Here is a 20,889-nt window from a genome sequence, read left to right as displayed (position 1 = left end):
GTACTTCCAGAATAAATCCGGCTGTGAGGCAAGCGACAGGCCCGGCCGCGCGTCAGCACCCGGCTTCCGCGGAATTCCGCGCTTTTCCAAATAGTGTGTTGGACATTTGTCGAACCCTCGAGCGTCAGGTGTCGCCTGCTGTCCGTTGGGGGTGACATTCGCCGCCGCATTCCCGGCGCGGGGCCAATGCGCAGTAATGTGGCAGCATGCAGCAGCAGGACGTCGAACAGCTCGTGGAGCAGGTCGCACTGAAACTGGGCCGCGGCCTCTCACTTGAGGACCTGGACGGCCTGCTGCTCGCCTACAGCTCCAACCAGTCGCACGCGGACCGGGTCCGGGTAAATTTCCTGCTCAGCAAGCGGGTCCCGGTGGACGTCAGCGCCTGGCAGCTCTCGCACGGTATCGCGACAGCGGTGCGCCCGGTGGTTGTGCCGGCCAACGAGGACCTGGGCATGCTCGGCCGCGTCTGCGTTCCCCTGCTGCTGCGCGGTTTCCGGGTGGGCTACCTCTGGGTCCAGCTCGACGCCGAGGAACCGAACGCGACGGCGGTCCTCGGCCAACTGCCCGACGTGGCGCGCGAGCTCGAGCAGCTTTCGGCCCTGCTGCTGGAATCCAACACGGCCGAATCCGAGTTCCGCCGCCGCCGCGAGCAGGAATTCCTGGCCGCCTGCCGGGGCGAGTCCAACGCCGTCGCGGCTGTGGGCGGGTGGAAGGAAGTGCAGGGGCGCGGGCCCTGGCAGCTCGTGACGGTCCTGGATGCGGACGGCTGGGCGGAAGGATCGGACCCGAACGCCTCCACGCTGATCCACCGTTCCGCGGCGCTGCAGTCCACCATCGGGGTGGACGCCGCCCTGTTCAGCGCGGGCACGGAGACGCACTCCGTGGTCCTGTTCAAGGAATCTACCGGCCGGGCGGACCACGCCCAGGTGCTGGTCCACTACCAGCTGGAGCTGGCCAAACGCTCCGGCAGGGCGGTCGATCGGATCATCCTGGGGACCTCCGAGGGCTTCGCGCGGCCGCGGGAACTGGCGGACGCCTACCGCCAATCCCGGCAGGCCGCACAGGCAGCGGCGGTGGATCCCCAGCTGGGGGAGCTCGTCGACTGCCGCGCCACCGGAATCTATCAGCTGCTGGCCTCGGCGGGCGGCGGTGCGGGGGCATGGGCGGACGCCGGGTCTGTCTATTTCCGCCTCCTGGAGGACCATGACCGGAACCAGGAGCTGCTGCCGGTGCTGGAGCTCTTCTACGACAACGACGGCTCGGTCCAGGAAGTGGCGGACAAGCTGCACCTGCACCGGAGCAGCATCTACAACCGGCTGGGCCGGATTCGGCAGCTGCTAGGCGTGGACCCGCTCAAGGGGATGGTGCGGCTGGAGCTGCATGCGGCGCTGAAGGCGCGGCGCTGGGCGGGAAGGCCCAGGATTTAGTGCTCGCGGTTGGAGGAGTCGGAGTCCAAGGCAGGGTCCCGTGCCGTCTCCCGCGCTGCCTCTCGCGCCACGTCCCGCGATGCCTCTCGCGCTGTTTCCCGCGCTCTTTCTCGCGCTGTTTCTCGCGCGCTTTCTCGCCTGCGGCGGGTAATCCTGCCGTCCATCCACATCGCCACAGCCACAAACGCAACACAGCTGGACATAAAGGCTGCCGTATTGTTCAGCCCCATCGCGGTTCCGAGGATGCCGGTGAGCACCATGGCGGCAATGCCTGCCACAATGTGCCACCCTCTGAACTTACCCACAATCCAAGCGTAACCCCGGCCTTCCCCACGTTTCCGCGCAGGGCCGGGATCGTTGTTTGATCCTTATCACGCCGTCACGAAGCATCCGCGGCACCGTCATTTCCGTGGTCCCGGGCGCCGTCGGCGGTACTGTTCTTCTTCTGCTTCTCAATCCAGGCCATGATGTCGGCGAGTCTGATCCGCCGGTGCGTGCCCCGGTATTCCACCGGAATTTCACCACGGTCCGTCATGTTCCGCAGGTAGGTGTGCGAGATTCCCGCCAGCTCCGCGGCCCGCGACGTGGTGAGCATTTCCTCCACGCTGCTGACCGTCACCGCCTCGCCCCGGCTGAACCGGGCCAGCAGGTCGACGACGGCGTCCCGCGCCTGGGCCGGCAGCCGGTGGACGGTGCCGTCCACGAACACCGTGATGTCGTCGCTGCCGTGGAGAGCGTACTGGAGTTTCTGCGCCTCATCGGCCGGAAGGGCGGCCGCCACCCGGGGAGCTATCTGTGTCATGGAGTGCATCCTAGCGCCCGCGGATCAGTCGCACACTGCCGCCTGCCAGCCATGCCATGCCATGCCCTGCCGCGCCGCTACAGCCCCAGCTCCTCGAGGATCGGAAGCTTCGCCCGGACCCAGGCGCGGGCCTCGGTGGCGCTCGGCGCGGAGAGCGCCAGTTTGGCCAGCGCCTGCGCCTCGGCCAGGGTGACGGTCTTCAGCACTGCCGCCACCGCGGCGAGCGACCGGGCCGTCATGGACAGCGTCGAGACGCCAAGCCCGGTCAGGACGACGGCGAGGGCGGGATCCGCGGCGGCCTCGCCGCAGACGCCGACGGGTTTGTTGTGGCCTTCCGCGGCGGAACCCTCCACAGTCAGCCCGACCAGCCGAAGGACGGCGGGCTGCCAGGGCGTGTTGAGGGCGGCGAGCGGGCCGAGCTGGCGGTCCGCCGCCATGGCGTACTGGGTGAGGTCGTTGGTGCCCAGGCTCGCGAACCCCACTTCACGGAGGATGGCCTCGGCGGTGAGCGCCGCGGACGGCACTTCCACCATCACGCCTGGGGTCTTGATTCCGGCCTCGGCGCACAGCGTGGCGAAGCGGGCGGCCTCCTCGGCGGTGGAAATCATCGGCGCCATCACCCAGACGTCCGCCTCGGATTCCTGCTCGGCCCGGGCGATGGCCTGCAGCTGGCGTTCCAGCACGCCCGGCGTCGTGAAATCGGTGCGGTACCCGCGGACGCCGAGGGCCGGGTTCGGTTCGGTGGCGTCGGTGAGGAACGGCAGCGGCTTGTCCGCGCCGGCGTCAAGGGTCCGGAGCACCACCTTCTTGCCCGGGAAGGCGTCGAAGACGCCCTTGTACGCGGCAGCCTGTTCGTCCACGGTGGGCTCGGTGTCCCGCTCCAGGAAGCAGAATTCGGTCCGGAACAGCCCCACCCCCTGCGCGTTGAGCTTGGCGGCGGCCACGGCGTCCTTGGCCCCGCCGACGTTGGCGAGCAGCGGCACCAGGTGGCCGTCCGCCGTCGCGCCGGTGCCGTCAAAGTCGGCCAGCAGCGAGGCGGTGGCGGCCCAGTGTTCGGCCGCGGCCCGCTGGGAGTCATCCGGGTCCGCCGTGATCAGTCCGGCGGCGCCGTCCACGTACACCTCCGTGCCGTCCGGCAGCTGGTCGACGCCGGTCGCGGCGACGACGGCGGGAAGGCCCAGCGAGCGGGCAATGATGGCGGTGTGGGACTGCGGCCCGCCGCCTGCCGTGAGCAGGGCGAGGATCTTCTCCGGGTCCAGGGTGGCGGTGTCCGCCGGGGCCAGGTCCTCGGCGATCAGGATGAACGGGGTGGGGGAGGACGGGATGCCCGGTGCCGGGACTCCGCGCAGTTCGGCCACGATCCGGGCCCGGACGTCCAGGACGTCGGTGGCGCGCTCGGCCATGTAGCCGCCCAGGTTGTGCAGCATTTCCGAGACAGAGCCGCCAGCTTCCCAGATGGCCCGCTGGCTGGACGTGCCGCGGCCGATCAGTTTGGCGGCCGATTTCAGGAGCATGGTGTCCGTCGCCATGAGCGCAGTCGCTTCCAGGACCGCCTTGCCGTCGCCGCTGACCGTCTCCGCCCGGGCCTTCAGCTCATCGTGGACGGCTTTGGCGGCGGTCTTCAGCGCCGCCGTCGCGTCCTCGGCGGTGGCGCCGGCCGGCAGCTGTTCCCCGGCCGGCGGTTCGCTGACGGGTTTGGGCATCTGGCGGATGGTTCCGATGATGCGGCCGGGGCTGACGCCTACTCCTGGGAAGTTCTGCACTGAAGGTCCTCATTCTCTGCCGTGGGCCCGTAAGCCGGTGAGTCAGGTAGCGCCGGAGCCGGCCGTCCGATCCGGCCGGAGACTCCGTGCCGGATCGTCCGGGTAGGCCAGTCGACGGCTACGTCGGCGGGCGGATCCGGTACCTGAAAAAATTGTATGTGATGCACTTCATATAGCGTTGCTATAGGTGCTAGGGTAGCGGTTATGAGTTTCGATGGCCAGCTTCCGCCAAAGACGCGGCTGCTCCGTGCAGCCGCCGAGTTGCTGGCCAACTCCGCCGGGGGTGCGGTTTCCACCCGCCAGATCACGCAGCTGGCTGGCGTTACGGCGCCCACCCTCTACCACCACTTCGGTGACAAGGAAGGGCTGTTCGACGCCGTCGTCGCGGCAGGATTCGAAGAGTACGTCGCGGGCGAACGTGACTTTGCGCCGTCCGGGCAGCCGCTGGAAGATATCCGGCGGATGTGGGACAACCATGTGCAGTTCGGGCTCAACCAGCCGGAACTGTACCTCGTCATGTTTGGCAATATCCGCCCCGAGAGCCGCCCGGCGGTCGTCGCCGACGCCGAGGGCCTCATGGAGGAGATGCTGAACAAGGCCGCCGTCGCCGGCCAACTGAACGTCCCTCCGCGGGAGGCAGCCAGGAGCATCCTGGCTGCCAACGTGGGGGTGACGCTGATGCTGATCACGGAAAAGGCGCCCGAGCGCAACCTCGAGCTCTCCACCATGACCCGCGACGCCATGATCTTTGCGGTGTCCTCGGACCAGGCCAAGAGCAGCAGTCCTGAAGCCTCCGGGAAATCCTCGGTGGTTGTGGCGGCGATCGCCCTGAACGCGGCATTGCAGGCATCGCACTCGGACCAGCTGTCCAGCTCGGAACTCAAGCTCTTCCTCGAATGGCTCCACCGGATCTCAACCAGCTCCACCAGCTAGCTTTCGCGAAATTATCGGACGATCCTGCGATGCAGCAGGAATGACGGTTAGGAATTCACATGGCAACAGAGACAGTTGCGAAACCCCGCACCAGCATGCGGGTACACGTTCAGAAATTTGGGACGTTCCTGTCCGGAATGATCATGCCCAACATCGGCGCGTTCATCGCCTGGGGCATCATCACGGCGCTGTTCATCCCGGCGGGATTCCTGCCGAATGAGGAGCTCGCCAAGCTTGTCGGACCAATGATCACCTACCTGCTGCCGCTCCTGATCGGCTACACCGGCGGCCGGATGGTCTACGGCGTGCGCGGCGGCGTCGTGGGCGCTGTGGCCACCACGGGTGTCATCGTCGGCACGGACATCCCCATGTTCATCGGCGCCATGATTCTCGGCCCCCTCACGGCCTGGCTCATGATGAAGGTGGACAAGATCTGGGAAGGCCGGGTCAAACCCGGCTTCGAAATGCTCATCGACAACTTCTCGGCCGGCATCCTGGCCGCCGGCATGGCGGTCGTCGGCATGCTGGTGGTCGGCCCGGTGGTGAAGGCCTTCAGCAACGGCGCCAGCGCCGTCGTCGAATTCCTGGTTCTTAACGGACTGCTTCCGTTCACCAGCATCTTTATCGAACCCGCCAAGGTCCTGTTCCTGAACAACGCGGTCAACCACGGCATCCTCACGCCGCTGGGAACGCAGCAGGCCCTGGAGGAGGGCAAGTCCCTCCTGTTCCTGCTCGAAGCCAACCCCGGTCCCGGCTTCGGCATCCTGCTGGCCTACTCGATCTTCGGCACGGGGCTCGCCCGGGCGTCAGCGCCGGGCGCAGCCGTCATCCAGTTCGTCGGCGGCATCCATGAGATCTACTTCCCGTACGTGCTGATGAAGCCCATCATGATCCTCGCCGCCATCGGCGGCGGCATGACCGGCATCTTCACCCTGGTGGTCACCGGCGCCGGGCTCCGCTCACCGGCAGCCCCGGGCAGCATCCTTGCCGTCTACGCAGCGACCGCACGCGACAGTTACGTCGGTGTGACACTCTCCGTGCTGTTCGCCACCATCGTGTCCTTCCTCATCGCCTCGGTGATCCTGAAGGCCAGCAAGGCGACCGCGGAGGACGACCTGGACGAAGCCACCCACCGGATGGAAGCCCTCAAGGGCAAGAAGAGCTCGATTTCCTCCGCCCTGACCGGCGCGGGCATGAACGCCGGCGGTGTCGCCGTCCTCGCCGGACCGGTCAAGAACATCGTCTTTGCGTGCGACGCCGGTATGGGCTCCAGCGCGATGGGCGCCTCGGTGCTGCGGAACAAGATCAAGGCGGCCGGCTTCCCGGACGTCAAGGTCACCAATTCCGCGATCGCCAACCTCACGGACACGTACGACGTCGTCATCACGCACCAGGACCTGACGGAGCGGGCCAAGCCCGTCACCGCCAGCGCCGTCCACGTTTCGGTGGACAACTTCATGAACAGCCCGCGCTACGACGAGATCGTGGAGCTCGTCCAGGCCAGCAACACGGACGGGGGAACGGGCGCCGCCGCCCCGGCGGCTGGTGCTGCTCCCGCCGTCGGCGCTCCTGCCGCTGCCGCGGCGGAAGCACCCGAGGAGGCCGGTCCCGCCGGCATCCTGGTGGCCGAAAGCGTTGTCCTCAACGGCACCGCCACCACGCGGGACGCCGCCATCGACGAGGCCGGCCGGCTCCTGCTGGACCGCGGCGCCGTCGACTCCGGCTACCTGGACGCCATGCACGAACGCGAGGAGTCCGTGTCCACCTACATGGGCAGCTACCTCGCCATCCCGCACGGGACCAACGCCGCGAAGGACCACATCATGAAGTCCGCGGTCTCCGTGGTCCGGTACCCGGACGGCATCGACTGGAACGGCAAGGAAGTGAAGTTTGTGGTCGGCGTCGCCGGCATCAACAACGAACACCTGCAGATCCTGTCCTCGATCGCCAAGGTCTTCACCAACAAGGCGCAGGTGGCACAGCTTGAGGCGGCCACCACCGTCGAGGAAGTCCTTGACCTGTTCGGAAAGGTCAATTCATAGTGAAGGCCGTTCATTTTGGAGCCGGGAACATCGGACGCGGGTTCGTGGGCTTGCTGCTGCACGAGGCGGGGTATGAGGTGGTGTTCGCGGATGTCGCGGAGGACCTTATCAACCAGCTGGCCGCCGCGGACAGCTACCAGGTCCACGAGGTGGGGGACAACCCCGCCGTCCGCACCGTGGAGAACTTCCGCGCGCTGAACTCCAGCACCCAGGAGGCGGACGTCATCGCGGAAATCGCGACGGCGGACATCGTCACCACCGCCGTGGGGCCCCACATCCTCAAGTTCCTGGCGCCTGTGATCGCCAAGGGGATCACGGCCCGCGCCGCCGGGCTGGCGCCACTGCAGGTGATGGCGTGTGAGAACGCCATCAACGCCACGGACACCCTGAAGGCCGAAGTTGCAGCGCAGTGGGATCCGGCCGCCGGCTCCCTGGACGCGGCCGCCGTCTTCGCCAACACGGCGGTGGACCGGATCGTGCCCAACCAGGAGCCCGGGCAGGGCCTGGACGTCACGGTGGAGACCTTCTACGAATGGGTCATCGACCGGACCCCGTTTGCGGGCAAGGAGCCGGTGATTCCGGGAGCGACGTTCGTGGATGACCTGGAGCCGTACATCGAGCGGAAGCTGTTCACCGTGAACACCGGGCATGCCGCGGCGGCCTATTTCGGTTTCGAAGCCGGCCTGGGCAAGATTTCCGAGGCCATGACCGATCAGGATGTCTCCGCGGACGTGCGCGCCGTCCTGGACGAAACCAAGGAACTGCTGGTGGCCAAGCACGGCTTCAACCGTGACGAGCAGGAGGCCTACGTCCAGAAGATCCTGGGCCGTTTCTCCAACCCGCACCTGCCGGACACCGTGAATCGGGTGGGACGGGCGCCGCTGCGCAAGCTCAGCCGGCACGAACGCTTCATCGGGCCCGCAGCGGAGCTGGCCGAACGCGGGATCGTCCCGGAGGCCCTGCTCGGTGCGATCGCCGCGGCCCTGCGCTTCAACGATCCGGCCGACACTGAAGCCGTGGAGCTCGGGAAGATTCTGGCTTCCTCGGGCGCGGACGAGGCGACGGCGACCATTACCGGTCTGGCGCCGGACCACCCGCTGTTCAAGGCCGTCTCCGCCATGGTCGAGGAGGCCAAGGCCGCCGTCTAGCCCGATTCCCATCGCGAAAGCAAGCCGCCGGCGCCGGAACTCACCCGAGTTCCGGCGTCGGCGGCTTTGTTGGCGCCCCCTCGGTTGCGCTATCACTTGGTGCGCCCAAATCCGGGTTCTAACCACCGGAAGTGATAGGGCAACTCCTTTTCTTTGACCATTAGGTAGCCTAACTGTTAGGCTACCTAACTATGAGTGTGAGCGAAACGACCGATCCCGGCCTTCTGGCCCTGGCCCAGGACTTCCGTGAGGCCCTCCGCCACAGCATCTACCTCGTCCGCCGACTGGACGCTGACGGCGAGCTCAGCGCCGCCCAGCTCAGCACGCTCAAGATGCTGATGGACGCAGGAACTTCCCGCGAGGCCGGCGGTGGTTCCTCCGCCGCCGGAGTGCGGGTCGGTGAAATCGCCCGGAACCTAGGCGTCAGGGTACCCAGCGCCACCGAGCAGATCATCAAGCTCGAGCGCGCCGGCCTCGCTCGGCGCGAACCGGACCCCGAGGATTCCCGGGCCGTCCGGGTGAGGCTCACCGAAGCCGGGCTCGCCGCCGTCGCCTCCGCCAATGAGCGCCGCAATGCCGTCATGGCCGGCGTCCTCTCGTCCCTTTCGGACGATGAACGCGCCACCCTGGCTGCCGCCCTGCCGGTCATTGGCAGGATCAACGCGACGGTCCAGGCCTGATCTTCAACCGACATTCCAATCAACCAGGAGTACCAAATATGCACGGCCAGCCAGCCGACACCCTACCGGCAGCCGACGTTACCCTCGAGGCGGAGAAGGCCTCACTACTCAAGCAGCCCAAGGCGGTGTGGGCCACGGCTCTCGCAGCCGTCTTCGCCTTCATGGGCATCGGGCTGGTGGATCCCATCCTGCCCGCGATCGCCAAGAACCTGGATGCCTCGCAAAGCGAGGTATCCCTGCTCTTTACGAGCTATTTCCTCGTTACCGCCGTTGCGATGCTGATTACCGGCTACGTCTCCTCCCGGATCGGCGGTAAGCGGACGCTGCTGATCGGGCTGGCAGTGATCGTCGCGTTCGCCTCGCTGTCCGGCACCTCGGGCAGCGTGGCTGAGCTCATCGGCTTCCGGGCCGGCTGGGGGCTGGGCAACGCCCTCTTTGTGGCCACGGCGCTGGCCGTGATTGTCGGCGTCGCGAGCGGCGGAGCCGGCACGGCGATCATCCTGTACGAGGCCGCCCTCGGCCTGGGCATCTCCCTGGGCCCGCTCCTGGGTGCACTGCTTGGCGGCTGGCAGTGGCGCGCCCCGTTCTTCGGCACCGCCGTGCTGATGGCCTCCGCGTTCATCGCGCTTATTGCCCTGTTACCCAAGACGCCGCTGCCTGAGCGGAAGGTCCGGCTCCGGGATCCGCTCCTCGCGTTGGGGCACAAGGGACTCCGGACGACGGCGGCCAGCGGCCTGTTCTACAATTACGGCTTCTTCACCGTCCTGGCCTTCACGCCCTTCATCCTGGGCATGGACGCGTACGGGATCGGCGGGGTGTTCTTTGGCTGGGGCGTCGCCGTTGCTGTGTTCTCCGTGTTTGCTGCGCCTGTGCTGCAGAACCGCTTCGGGGCCGTCCGGGTGCTCACCGGCACCCTGGTCCTGCTGGTGCTGGACCTCGTGGGCTTGGGACTGGCCGCCGGACACTCGGTGCCTGCCGTCGTGGTCCTGGTGGTGGTTTCCGGGGCGCTCCTGGGCGTCAACAACACCATCTACACGGAGCTGGCCATGGGGGTTTCCGATTCGCCCCGGCCGGTGGCCTCCGCCGGGTACAACTTCGTGCGCTGGATGGGCGGCGCACTGGCGCCCTTTGCCGCCGCGCAGCTGGGCGAGCACTTCGGCCCGCAGGTCCCCTTCTTCGCCGGTGCGCTGGCCATGGTGGCCGCGATTGCCGTGGTCTTCGGCGGACGCCGCTACCTGACCGCGCACGAGCCGCGAGTGGTCTAGCCAGCCCGCGGCCGCGGGCACAACCCTCCAAGGTCACAGAAAACGCCCATGTTCCGCAGGAACATGGGCGTTAGCTGTCACCTCGCGGGGTGCAAGGCGCGGGTGCCGAACGGCTCAGGCTTTTGCCGACCCCTTCGCGGAACCCTTGGGCACGAAGAGGGTCTCGGCCTGCTCCAGTGACATTCCGTTGGTCTCCGGCACCTTGAACTTCACGAAGAAGAACGACGCCGCCGCGAACATCGCGTACATGGCGTAGGTCAGGGGCAGCGAGGCAGCCGCCATGGCAGGGAAGCTCAGGGTGATGGCGAAGTTCGCGATCCACTGCGCGGCCGCGGCGAGGCCCAGGGCGCGGGCACGGATCCGGGACGGGAAGATTTCGCCCAGCAGCACCCAGACGAGCGGGCCCCAGGAGGCGCCGAAGCTGATCACAAAGACGTTGGCGGCCACCAGGGCGGCAGGGCCCCATGCGCCGGGCAGCGAAATCGCGTCGCCGGTTCCGGTGGCGGACCCGAAGGCCAGGGCCATGGTGCCCAGCGAGGCGGCCATGCCGATGGAACCCGCGAGCATGATGGGACGGCGGCCGATCCGGTCTACCAGGGCAATCGCCACGAGGGTCACCAGGATGTTCGTGACGGCCGTGGCCACGGAAATCGTCAGGGAGTCCTTTTCCTGGAACCCGACAGCCTTCCACAGGGTGGTGGAGTAGTAGAAGATCACGTTGATCCCGACAAACTGCTGCAGCACCGACAGGATGATGCCGATCCACACCACGGGCTGCAGGCCGAAGGCCTTGCCGCGCAGGGACCCCTTCTGGCCCGCGACCTTGTCCTCCTCGATGGCGGTCTTGATGTCGCGCAGGTGGCGGTCTGTGTCCTCATCCGGGGCGATGGACTGGAAGACCTTGAGGGCTTCCTCATCCTTGCCCTGGAACACCAGGAAACGCGGCGACTCGGGGAGGGTGAAGGCAATCCAGCCGTAGACGACGGCGGGGACCGCACCGGCGAGGAACATCCAGCGCCAGGCCTCGAGGCCGAACCAGAGATCCTGGTCTGCGCCGCCGGCGAAGTTCGCGAAGAGGGCGTCCGAGAGCAGCGCGGCGAAGATACCGGTGGTGATGGCGAGCTGCTGGAGCGAGGCCAGGCGTCCGCGGACGTGGCGCGGGGAGATCTCGGAGATGTAGGCCGGGGCGATCACGGAGGCCAGGCCGATGCCCAGTCCGCCGACGAGGCGCCAGAAGATAAGGTCCCACACGCTGAAAGCGAAGCCCGTGCCGATGGCGCTGACCAGGAACAGCAGCGCACCGATCTTCATGGCCGGGATGCGCCCGTAGCGGTCAGCAACCTTGCCGGCCAGGAAGGCGCCCGCCGCGCAGCCGAGGAGGGCGACGGCCACGGCGAAGCCGGTCACGGCCTCGCTGAGCGCGAACTCGTCCTTGATGGCGTCGACGGCGCCGTTGACCACCGAGGAGTCGAAGCCGAAGAGGAAGCCGCCCACGGCGCCCGCCACGGCCAGCCAAATGACCCGGTGGGGGATCTTGGCGGCGGTCTGGTCTTGGGTGGTTGTCATTGGGCTCCCTCGGCATTTCGCGTTCCACGGCCTGCGCCGCAGCTACCAAGTCTTACACCAGAGCCGGAGCGACCCCTGTCACACGCCGCAAAAAGTGAGACGAAACATACAGTGCGCCGTCGAGGTGAGACTTCGCGCCGATGTCTGGTCCAACCATGGGCGCGAACTCTCTCCTCGGTGGTTCCGGGCGGGGATGTGTGGGGGACGGGTGGAGTGCAAGGTGTGGATAACCTAAGCAGGCGGCGCCGGATCCCGTCATCATGAGGGGATGCGCCGATTTGAGCTCCCGCGTCCACTGGCTGATGGCTCTTTCTCCGTCCTTGCCGCGGATGCCGCGGGAATCCCACGGAAGCGGACCCGTGCCCAGGATCTGGTCACCGTGTCCCGTGGCATCCGCGTCCCGGTCGGGAGCGGCGCGCAAGGCACCGCTGCGTTGAGGGCCTACTGCCAGCTCGATGAATGCACGGTTCTCTGCCACTTCCCGGCGGCGCGGATTTGGAGCGTTGGCCTGCCCCTTTGGGCCGACTGCGACTGGCGGATCCATCTGGCCCGGCCCCGGGGTGGCAGCATCCCCAAGCGGGCAAACGTGGCGGGCCACCGGCTTGATCTGCGGACCGGGGACGTGGTGATTCTCGACGGCGTCCGGGTCACTTCGCCCGAACGCACCTTCCTCGACTTGGCGGCTACTCTGCGGTTGGACGACCTCGTGGCCGACGGCGATTCCCTGGTGTCTGAGCACGGTCCGGAGTTTCCCTTTTGGACCGGTTGGGCTGGGTCGAGGTGAGGATCTCGAAGGACGACCTGCAGGGAGAGCGCCCCGCCGTCGTCGGCAGGGTCCGACGCACGATTCAGTCCCGGGGATGGACGCCGAGGTGAGAGTTCGCGCCCTTACACAGGGGAGACATGGGCGCGAAGTCTCACCTCGGCCCGGCTCAGCGCTCGACCAGGATCCCGTCCGGATCGCACCAGATCTTGGCGCCGGGCCGAATTACGACGCCGTCGATCTCCAGTTCCACGTCGCTCTCTCCGTCGCCCGTCTTGGCGCTCTTGCGCGGGTTGCTGCCCAACGCCTTCACGCCGAGCGGCAGCCCCGCGATGGCGGTCCGGTCACGGATTGCGCCGTTGATCACGACGCCGGCCCAGCCGTTCGCGACGGCGCTTGCCGCGATCAGGTCCCCCATGAGCGCAGTGCGCAGAGATCCGCCGCCATCCACCACCAGGACCGCCCCGTCGCCGGGTGTGGCGAGGGCGGACTTGACCAGGGCGTTGTCCTCGAAGCAGCGGATGGTCCGGACCGGGCCGCTGAAGTGGGTATGGCCGCCGAGCGACTGGAACTGCAGAGCCACGGAGTCAAGCTCCTCGCCCCGTTCGTCGAAGAGATCGGCGGTATTAACAGCGGATGCGGCCATGAGTTCTCCTGTGCACTGGAAAGAGGGGTGCGGATCGTGATCCCCACGATAGTCTGGCTCCACACTGACCTTCAGTCTGCGTCATCCGTTTCCGGGGGGAACCGAACCACATGAGCCTGTCCGATATGCCCGGAGCAGCTCCGGACCCTGCCCTTGGCCGCCTCGCCGCCGACGGCCCGACGGCGGTGGCGCTCGCCGAACCCGACAGGGCCGTCCGGCCAGTATGGATTGCCGGAGTCGTCCTCGTTAACCTGGGCATCAATGCGGCCTTCTTCGGCCCGATCCAGGTCCTCCTTGGCCAACAGGCGGAAGCGTTCAGCGAAGGCGACAAAGAAGCCATCCTCGCCCTCGTGACCGGAGCCGGTGCTGCCGTCTCACTCGTGGCCAACCCGTTGTTCGGCGCATTCAGCGACCGCACCACCTCGCGCCTGGGTCGACGGGTCCCCTGGGTACTCTTCGGCGCCGTCCTCGGCGCCGCGGCCCTGATCGCGCTCGCGGGGGCGCCCAACGTGGCCATCATGACGCTGCTCTGGTGCCTGGTGCAGGCCGGGTGCAACGGTGCCTATGCCGCCATCACCGCGGCCATCCCGGACCGTGTGCCCGTGGCCCAGCGCGGCACGGTGGGGGGACTCGCCGCCATGGGACAGACGGTGGGCATCCTCGTCGGCGCCGTGATCGCCGCAGCGGTGACGGGTAACTTCGCCGTCGGCTATCTGGTCTGCGCCGTGGCGCTGCTCGCCGGCGTCGTGCTGTATTTCTTCAGGAACGACGACGTCCAGCTCCCCGCGGGGGCCCGCCCGCCGTTCAGCCTGGCCGGCTTCGCGAGGGGTTTCTGGATTTCCCCGGCGCTCTACCCGGACTTCGCCTGGGCCTGGCTGACCCGGCTCCTGGTGAACATCGGCAACCACATGGTGACCCTTTACCTGCTCTTCTTCCTCAAGGACGCGGTCCGCCTTGAAGAGACGCAGGGCATCGCGCCGGAGTTCGGCGTGTTGGTCCTGACCGGGCTTTACGCCGTCATGGTGATCATCACCAGCGTGATCGGCGGCCGGCTGAGCGACCGGATGGGTAAGCGGAAGCCGCTGGTGATCATCTCGTCCGTCATCATTGCGGTGGCCTCGCTGATCCTCGCGTTCGCGCCGAACTGGGCCGGCGCCCTCGTGGGCGCCTCGGTGCTGGGCATCGGCTTCGGCTGCTACCTCGCGGTGGACTTCGCCCTCATCACCCAGGTCCTCCCGGCGGCGCTGAGCCGCGGAAAGGATCTGGGTGTCCTCAACATCGCCAATTCCCTGCCCCAGGTGCTCGCTCCGCTCATCGCCTTCCCCTTCGTGACGCTGTGGGGCGGCTACGTTTCCCTGTACGTCGCGGCGGCTGTGATCGGCCTGCTCGGGGCCGTCTTTGTGGTCAAGATCAAGGGCGTCGACTAGGGCCCGGACCCGCCGCCGGGGAGGCTGTGCCCGGGTGCGGGCGGCACCGCCTGTGACTCGCTGAGGGCCCGGGAGCGTGGCGTATAGTGGACGGAATTGCCGCGGCAGTGCTGTGGGGGATCCCTCCGGGCTGCCGAGAAAACCGACCCCGGAACGCTGCTGATGCCTGAATTCCACTCAGAACTTCCACCGATGGCTCCTCCGCCCACCCTGCCCCGGCAGCGGCTCCGCTACACGCGGATCCTCGACGTTGCCGCCGGGTTCGCCCGCAAGGGCCTGGACTCCGTGGTCCTCTCCGAAGTCGCTGCCAAGGCCGATGTTCCGCTGGGCACCCTGTACCGCTACTTTCCCTCCGCCACCCAGCTCATGCTGGCGCTCTACCGCAAGCAGCTCACGGAACTGCATGCGGCCAACTCGCCGGCCGGAGTCCCCGAACGGGACGTTCCGGCCCAGGCTCTCGTCGGGGTTGTCATGGAAATTTTCCACATGCGCCTGATGCAGCCCGCCGTGGAGCAATGCCTGAACAAAGCCGTTTACACCAAAGGCACGGACACCACGAGGCTGCTCCGCGAGATCGACTCCACGGCTGAGAAGGCCATCACCGAAGTGAGCGGCGACGCCGCCATTTCCCGGGTCCTGCTGCTGACCGTCACCGGACTGGTCCAGTCCGTCCGCTGCCGCCGCCTCTCGCTCTTCGAGGCCGAGGGAGACCTCAAGAAGGCCTGCTTCCTGCTGACATCCAGCCGCCCTGCCGCGTAACTGGTCTAGACCAATCCGGTTTTCTACTGGGCAGTAGGGGCCGTTTTGCGTGATGCGGCTCACCAGAAGCGCGGGATAAACGTTTCACCGGATGCCGGTTTGTGTCGTGTGACACCTTGCGCCCGGAATGTTGTGTTTACCATTGCAGAACCGGAGCGGCCCTGCCGCCTGCAGTACCCGGAGCGTCACCGCAGACCCACCACCTCGGGTCGCTGCCGACGTTCCCCAGACCATCTTGAGCATGCCTGTGCTTGAGCTTCCATGAGCCGTACGCCCACGGTGAGCCCCAGGAGACAACGACGTGTCCACTGAAACGATCAACCCCACCGACGCCACTTCCCCCGCCGAGCCCGTAGCGGTGCTCACCGACGAGGAAATTTTCGCATCCCACCAGGGCGGCAAGCTTTCCATTTCCAGCACCGTGCCGCTGGCCAGCAAGCGCGACCTGTCCATCGCCTACACGCCCGGCGTTGCCCAGGTCAGCCGCGCCATCGCCGCCACCCCGGAACTCGCCAAGACACTCACGTGGGCCCAGCGCCTCGTCGTCGTCGTGAGCGACGGCACCGCCGTCCTGGGCCTCGGCGACATCGGCGCCAGCGCCTCGCTGCCCGTGATGGAGGGCAAGTCGGCCCTGTTCAAGGCCTTCGGCGAGCTCGACTCCATCCCGTTGGTACTCAACACCACCAACGTCGACGAGATCGTGGAGACCCTGGTCCGCCTGCGCCCGAGCTTTGGCGCCGTCAACCTCGAGGACGTCTCGGCGCCGCGCTGCTTCGAACTTGAGGACAAGCTCATCGAGGCCCTCGATTGCCCCGTTATGCACGACGACCAGCACGGCACCGCCGTCGTGGTCCTCGCGGCCCTGACCGGCGCCGCGAAGGTGACCGGCCGCGGGCTCGAAAAACTCCGCGTTGTCGTCTCGGGCGCCGGCGCGGCCGGAATCGCCGTCGCGCAGATGCTTCTTGCCGCCGGGATCACCGACGTGGTGCTGCTGGACTCCCGCGGCGTCATCAACAGCGACCGTCCGGACATCGCCGCCGACCCCGCCAGCAAGAAAGCGCAGCTGGCCGCGAGCGGCAACCCGCGCGGCGTCTCCGGCGGCCCGGCCGAGGCCGTGCTGGACGCCGACGTGTTCATCGGTGTCTCGTCCTCCAAGCTGGCCGAGGAGCACCTCCAGCTCATGAGCCAGGACGCGATTGTGTTCGCCCTGTCCAACCCGGACCCCGAAGTCCTGCCGGAGGTCGCCCGCAAGTATGCGGCCGTCGTCGCCACGGGCCGCAGCGACTTCCCGAACCAGATCAACAACGTCCTCGCGTTCCCGGGCATCTTCCGCGGCGCCCTCGACGCCGGCGCCCGCCGGATCACGCCGGCCATGAAGCTGGCCGCGGCCCGCGCGATCGCCGAACTGGCCGATGAGGACTTGTCCGCCGACTACATCGTCCCCAGCCCGCTGGACTCGCGGGTGGCCCCGGCGGTAGCCGCCGCCGTGGCCGCGGCGGTTGAAGCCGAGTAACCACAGCTGAACAGACGTCGACGGCGGCACGTCCTTGGGGGATGCGCCGCCGTCGACGTGCCGGCCTCCGGCCCGCTCCGAGGCCGGGCCGGCCCATAGACTGGGGCCATGAACCCCGAGACTGTTGTGACGATCCTGTGCGGCCTCGCCATCCTGGTGGGCGTGGCCGGAACCGTCATCCCCGTGCTGCCCGGCAGCATCCTGATCGGGCTGAGCCTGCTGGCATGGGCCATCTGGGGCGGCGCCGGAACCACCGGCTGGGTGGTGTTCGCGATCGGCATGGTCTTCGTCTTAGCGGGGATGGCCGCCAGCGCGGTCCTGACCGGCCGGAAACTCAAACAGCACAGCATCCCGGGCCGCTCGGTCGTCACCGGGCTGGTGTTCGGCGTGGTGGGGATGTTTATCATCCCGGTTGTGGGCCTGTTCGTCGGTTTCGCCGCGGGCCTGCTGCTGAGCGAGCTGCACCGCACGCGGGTTTTCGGTACCGCCGTGGCCTCCAGCTGGGCGGCGCTGAAAGCCACCGGACTGGGAATGATCGTCGAGTTCGGACTCGCCTGCCTCGCCGGCAGCACCTGGGTGATCGGCCTGTGGGTTTCGGCCGCGGCCTAGTCTGCCCCCGCCTGCCCGTGCCCATTAACATGGATACATGAGCTCCGGACCAGGCGGATCCACACCCCTTTCCGCGCTGTACCGCGACCACCGCGACCTGACGCCGTTCCGCACCCCGGTCATCCGGACACCCGTCCGCGGCCTCGCCGACGGTGTGGGAGGTGTGGTGTCCGGGGTCCTGGCCGGGCGGATCCGCGGCGCCTTGCCTGTGGAGGGCGGCGCGCCCCGGCTCGGCAAGGTCGGCGGGAGGGCACCGGCCAAGGCGGCGAAGGCAGTCCATGCCGCCATCTTCGGTAGCTCCGACCCGGACCGGCTGATCGCGCTGGCGCACACCTACCCCGGCTGGGCAGGGCTGTGCTACCTGATGGCGGGGTTGCAGAGCTACGCCCAGGGCGGCCATCTTCGCGCATCCGAACTGCTCCAGCGCGGACTGCTGACCAGGAATGACGACGACGCGAACCGTTACGCCTTCACGTACCTGGCCCGCGTCATCACTAGGGTGTCCGTGGCGGAGCGGGTCGAGGTTCCGGTCCTGTTCAGCGAGGAAGCCGTGTTCCTGGCGTTGTCCCATTCGCTGCGCGAGACCGGCCAGGGGGAGGCCGCCCTCGCGGCCCTGACCGGGCTGCCGCCGTCGTTACCCATGGCCCTGGCGCGCTGCTCCTTGGCCGCTTCGCTGGGACGGGATGCGGACGTGGTGGCGGATACGGAAGGACTGCTCAACGGGGATGACCTTTCGGCTGCGTTGCTTCTGGTCCGGGCGCGCTCGCTGCGGAAGTTCGGTGCCAACGCGGCCGCCCGTGCCGCCTTGCAGGAAGTCCTGCGCCGACGCGGAACCGACTTGACGCTCCGCAGCGATGCCCTGACGGACCGGACCCTCCTGCTGCTGGACAATGGGCGGAGGGCGCTCAGCCGCCGTGAGTGGCAGCCCCGCCCGCCCGCCGATCTGGAGCCGGTCCGGGCTGTCCGGAAGGACGCCGAATTGCATGAGCTCTGGGACCGCGAATACGGCCGGGCCGACGACGCCTGAATCCCCGGCGCAATGAGCTTCATGCCGGATCACTGACCCTTGCGGGCGGGCGAAAACAGGGAGTACAAACGAGGGATGAGAGACGCGGCAGCACGCTGGATGCAGCACTACGTCACGGCCTGGACGTCGAACGATCCGGAGGACATCCGCGCGCTATTCACCGAAGGCGCCGTGTACGCCACCCGGCCGGATGATCCCGAGCCGTGGATCGGGCGAGAGCAGATTGTGGAGCGCTGGATCGCCGCGGGGGATGCGCCGGGGGACTGGACTTTCGAGTGGAAACTCCTCGGAGTCGACGGCGGGAGGGCCTTCGTGCAGGGCCGCACCGACTATCGGGGGGACAGCCGCAGCTACGACAATCTCTGGGTCATCCAGCTCACCGGGGACGGCCGGGCCACGGAATTCACCGAATGGTATATGCCGCGCAAGTGACCGGCCCTGCGGTCCGCCGCGCCGGCTCCATGCACGGGGGCCTCAGCCCCGCGACAGGGCCTGGCCCAGGAGCGGCAGCAGCTGTTCGGACAGCAGCACTGCGCCCAGTGCAACCATGATGACGCCGCTGGCCAGCGTCACTTTCCGTGCCGCTCCCGGCCGCGAGTGCAGCAGCTTGCGTGCCAGCAGTGCGACGCAGGTGTAGACCACGGCAACCAAGAGAACAAAGGTCAGGCCGAGGAGGCCAGACTGCACCGGCACCGGGAGGGATGCCTGCGGGCTGACAAACTGCGGCACCAGGGCCACATAGAACAGCAGTCCCTTCGGGTTGATGCCGCTGGTTCCCATGCCCCGCAGGAACGTTTGGAACTGGTTCGCCGGCGCCCGCACCTCTGCGCCGCCGAAACTTGCTCCGCGCCAGGACCGGATGGTGGTAAGTCCTAGCCACAGAAGATAGGCCGCCCCGGCCACCGTCAGCCAGCCCAGCACGCCGGGAATCCCCGTCAGCAGGGCCGCCAGTCCCGCCACCAGCAGCACCGTGTGCAGCACGTAGCCGCCGCAGAGTCCTGCGACCGCGGGCACGAAGCTGCGCTGCTTCAGGCCCGCGGTGATGGAATACGCCCAGTCCACCCCGGGCGTGCAGGCCAGCGCGCCGGCGACCACCAGAAAGGCGAAAAACAGCTGGGGGTTCATGGTGATCTCCTGACGTGTGGGTAAAGGAAAAGTCTAGGAAATTCGGCGCCGGAAGTGTTCCCTCTTTTCGCCCAGAAACACCTCGAGGCGGTACGATTATTGCGTGATTGACCATTTGGACAGAAGTATTTTGCGCTACCTCAAAGAGGACGGCCGCATGACTGCCACGGCCCTCGCCGCCAAGGTGGGACTGACTGTGGCTCCCTGCCACAGGCGGCTCCGCGACCTGGAGGCCTCCGGCGTCATCCGCGGCTACCGGGCGGACATCGATCCGGCCGCCGTGGGGCTCGGGTTCGAGGCGATCGTGTTCGTCACCCTGCGCCAGGTGGACCGGGCCACGATGGAGATTTTCGAGAACCGCGTGGCGGACAACCCGAATATCGTGGAGGCGCAGCGGCTGTTCGGTTCCCCGGACTACCTGTTAAAGGTCATCGCCGAGGACCTGCCCGCCTACCAGCGCTTCTACGACGCCGAACTGACTTCGCTGCCTGGCGTCGAACGCCTCACGTCGACGCTGGTGATGAAGAACCTGAAGCCCAATACCGGTCCGCCCGTGTAGGCCATTGGTTCAGGCGCCCAGCAGCCCCGTGGTCCGGTAGGGGATGACCTCACGCAGGAACATGCTGGTGGACGTCCGCACGATCCCGGGGCAGAGCCGGATTTCCTCGGAGACGCGATACAGATCGTCCGGACTCTTCGCCACCACGCGGATCAGCAGGTCGGTCTCGCCGGCGGGGGCGTGGCACTCCAGCACCTCCGGGATGTTCCGCAGCGCAGCGATCGCCTCATTCAGGTGGCTCTGGTCCAGTTCGGCGCTGACCGACGCCGCGACGCCCCGGCCCAGCGCCGAGGGCAGGACCCGGCTGCTGTTGGGGCGCAGGGCGCCCGACGCCGTCATCCGCTCCAGGCGCGACTGTACGGTGCCGCGCGCCAGGCCGAGTTTCTGGGCCAGTACCATGATCGGCAACCGGGGGTCTTCGTCGAGGGCGAGGAGGATCCGCCGGTCCGTCGCGTCGAGTTCCTGCAAAGTGACCACTTCCTGCACGTAGTTGCGTCCCGACTTGATCAGATTGACCAGCGCAACCCAAGTCCGTTGCACCAACTGTAGGGCTTCTGTTGAAATAGTGACAACGAAGGGACGCCGGCCACCGCCGCATCCCAACAGGCTACAAGCACCCCGGCACACCACCCGGACCTTGGATGAGGCTTCCCGCAAGGAACCCGCCCGCTGACTGACTCTTGTTCACACCATCGTCATTCCGCGTCGTTCACCGCAGTTCTCCTTATTCGCAGTGCCATGGCCCGGAGCAACGCCCCGGGCCCGGCACGGCAAGAGCCCCTGAGCCACCGACGTCGGTTTTCCGAAGTCATCGGTAGCTGAGGGGCTCTTGTGC

20 protein-coding genes are annotated in these 20,889 nt (G+C 67.5%); 14 read left to right on the top strand and 6 right to left on the bottom strand.

What is annotated here, in order from left to right; all coding sequences use genetic code 11:
• The first annotated feature begins 206 nt into the window (after positions 1–206).
• Complete coding sequence (locus AC6EUH_RS16205) at positions 207–1,427, top strand: PucR family transcriptional regulator (RefSeq protein WP_499739286.1); 1,221 nt, start codon at positions 207–209, stop codon at positions 1,425–1,427.
• Between the two features lie 379 nt (positions 1,428–1,806).
• On the opposite strand, the gene AC6EUH_RS16200 is transcribed toward AC6EUH_RS16205, so the two are convergent.
• The gene (locus tag AC6EUH_RS16200; protein ID WP_499739285.1) at positions 1,807–2,229 is read right to left on the bottom strand and encodes a helix-turn-helix domain-containing protein; all 423 of its coding nucleotides are present in this window, start codon (positions 2,227–2,229) and stop codon (positions 1,807–1,809) included.
• Between the two features lie 77 nt (positions 2,230–2,306).
• Positions 2,307–3,992: a phosphoenolpyruvate--protein phosphotransferase gene (gene ptsP / locus AC6EUH_RS16195; RefSeq protein ID WP_499739284.1), complete on the bottom strand. Its 1,686-nt coding sequence runs from the start codon at positions 3,990–3,992 to the stop codon at positions 2,307–2,309.
• A gap of 204 nt (positions 3,993–4,196) precedes the next feature.
• Between ptsP and AC6EUH_RS16190 the strand changes: the two genes are divergently transcribed.
• The 5 genes from AC6EUH_RS16190 to AC6EUH_RS16170 all read left to right on the top strand — a co-directional run bounded on the left by AC6EUH_RS16190 (position 4,197) and on the right by AC6EUH_RS16170 (position 10,060).
• A complete protein-coding gene (locus AC6EUH_RS16190; protein WP_056429084.1) occupies positions 4,197–4,925 on the top strand; it encodes a TetR/AcrR family transcriptional regulator in 729 nt (242 codons plus the stop codon).
• A gap of 59 nt (positions 4,926–4,984) precedes the next feature.
• Positions 4,985–6,967: a PTS mannitol transporter subunit IICBA gene (locus AC6EUH_RS16185; protein WP_499739283.1), complete on the top strand. Its 1,983-nt coding sequence runs from the start codon at positions 4,985–4,987 to the stop codon at positions 6,965–6,967.
• A complete protein-coding gene (locus AC6EUH_RS16180) occupies positions 6,967–8,115 on the top strand; it encodes a mannitol-1-phosphate 5-dehydrogenase (protein WP_499739282.1) in 1,149 nt (382 codons plus the stop codon). Before AC6EUH_RS16185 ends, AC6EUH_RS16180 begins: the two co-directional genes overlap by 1 nt.
• 191 nt (positions 8,116–8,306) lie before the next feature.
• Entirely contained in the window at positions 8,307–8,795 is a 489-nt protein-coding gene (locus AC6EUH_RS16175; protein ID WP_499739281.1) for a MarR family winged helix-turn-helix transcriptional regulator, read from the top strand.
• Positions 8,796–8,833: 38 nt separating this feature from the next.
• Positions 8,834–10,060, top strand: coding sequence for an MFS transporter (locus AC6EUH_RS16170; RefSeq protein ID WP_499739280.1), 1,227 nt, complete (start codon positions 8,834–8,836; stop codon positions 10,058–10,060).
• Positions 10,061–10,174: 114 nt separating this feature from the next.
• Here the strand turns inward: AC6EUH_RS16170 and AC6EUH_RS16165 are convergent, their stop codons facing one another.
• Positions 10,175–11,626, bottom strand: coding sequence for a sugar porter family MFS transporter (locus AC6EUH_RS16165; protein WP_499739279.1), 1,452 nt, complete (start codon positions 11,624–11,626; stop codon positions 10,175–10,177).
• 379 nt (positions 11,627–12,005) lie between these two features.
• On the opposite strand from AC6EUH_RS16165, the gene AC6EUH_RS16160 reads away from it, so the two are divergent.
• A complete protein-coding gene (locus tag AC6EUH_RS16160) occupies positions 12,006–12,410 on the top strand; it encodes a hypothetical protein (protein WP_499739278.1) in 405 nt (134 codons plus the stop codon).
• Positions 12,411–12,558: 148 nt separating this feature from the next.
• On the opposite strand, the gene rraA is transcribed toward AC6EUH_RS16160, so the two are convergent.
• Complete coding sequence (gene rraA / locus AC6EUH_RS16155) at positions 12,559–13,035, bottom strand: ribonuclease E activity regulator RraA (protein WP_499739277.1); 477 nt, start codon at positions 13,033–13,035, stop codon at positions 12,559–12,561.
• 110 nt (positions 13,036–13,145) lie between these two features.
• Between rraA and AC6EUH_RS16150 the strand changes: the two genes are divergently transcribed.
• From AC6EUH_RS16150 to AC6EUH_RS16125, 6 genes are all read left to right on the top strand, one after another.
• Positions 13,146–14,462 carry an MFS transporter gene (locus AC6EUH_RS16150; protein WP_499739276.1) on the top strand — a complete coding sequence of 439 codons (1,317 nt, stop codon included), beginning with the start codon at positions 13,146–13,148 and terminating at the stop codon, positions 14,460–14,462.
• A gap of 192 nt (positions 14,463–14,654) precedes the next feature.
• A complete protein-coding gene (locus tag AC6EUH_RS16145) occupies positions 14,655–15,221 on the top strand; it encodes a TetR/AcrR family transcriptional regulator (protein WP_499739275.1) in 567 nt (188 codons plus the stop codon).
• 301 nt (positions 15,222–15,522) lie between these two features.
• On the top strand, positions 15,523–16,734 hold the full coding sequence (locus AC6EUH_RS16140; RefSeq protein ID WP_499739274.1) for an NAD(P)-dependent malic enzyme: 1,212 nt from the start codon (positions 15,523–15,525) through the stop codon (positions 16,732–16,734).
• Between the two features lie 108 nt (positions 16,735–16,842).
• On the top strand, positions 16,843–17,343 hold the full coding sequence (locus AC6EUH_RS16135; RefSeq protein ID WP_056429113.1) for a DUF456 domain-containing protein: 501 nt from the start codon (positions 16,843–16,845) through the stop codon (positions 17,341–17,343).
• A 37-nt stretch (positions 17,344–17,380) separates the two neighbouring features.
• A complete protein-coding gene (locus tag AC6EUH_RS16130) occupies positions 17,381–18,370 on the top strand; it encodes a hypothetical protein (protein WP_499739273.1) in 990 nt (329 codons plus the stop codon).
• Between the two features lie 75 nt (positions 18,371–18,445).
• Positions 18,446–18,802 (top strand): nuclear transport factor 2 family protein, encoded by a 357-nt coding sequence (locus AC6EUH_RS16125; RefSeq protein ID WP_499739272.1) that lies wholly within the window; start codon positions 18,446–18,448, stop codon positions 18,800–18,802.
• Positions 18,803–18,844: 42 nt separating this feature from the next.
• On the opposite strand, the gene AC6EUH_RS16120 is transcribed toward AC6EUH_RS16125, so the two are convergent.
• Entirely contained in the window at positions 18,845–19,495 is a 651-nt protein-coding gene (locus AC6EUH_RS16120) for a LysE family translocator (protein ID WP_056429123.1), read from the bottom strand.
• 103 nt (positions 19,496–19,598) lie between these two features.
• On the opposite strand from AC6EUH_RS16120, the gene AC6EUH_RS16115 reads away from it, so the two are divergent.
• Complete coding sequence (locus AC6EUH_RS16115) at positions 19,599–20,054, top strand: Lrp/AsnC family transcriptional regulator (RefSeq protein WP_082492652.1); 456 nt, start codon at positions 19,599–19,601, stop codon at positions 20,052–20,054.
• A gap of 9 nt (positions 20,055–20,063) precedes the next feature.
• Here the strand turns inward: AC6EUH_RS16115 and AC6EUH_RS16110 are convergent, their stop codons facing one another.
• Positions 20,064–20,522 (bottom strand): Lrp/AsnC family transcriptional regulator, encoded by a 459-nt coding sequence (locus tag AC6EUH_RS16110; RefSeq protein WP_499739310.1) that lies wholly within the window; start codon positions 20,520–20,522, stop codon positions 20,064–20,066.
• Positions 20,523–20,889: the final 367 nt, after the last annotated feature.

Source organism: Arthrobacter sp. 001422645 (genome assembly GCF_059816125.1).
Note: the sequence above shows the minus strand (reverse complement) of the source record. Positions and strands in the feature narration are given on the sequence as shown.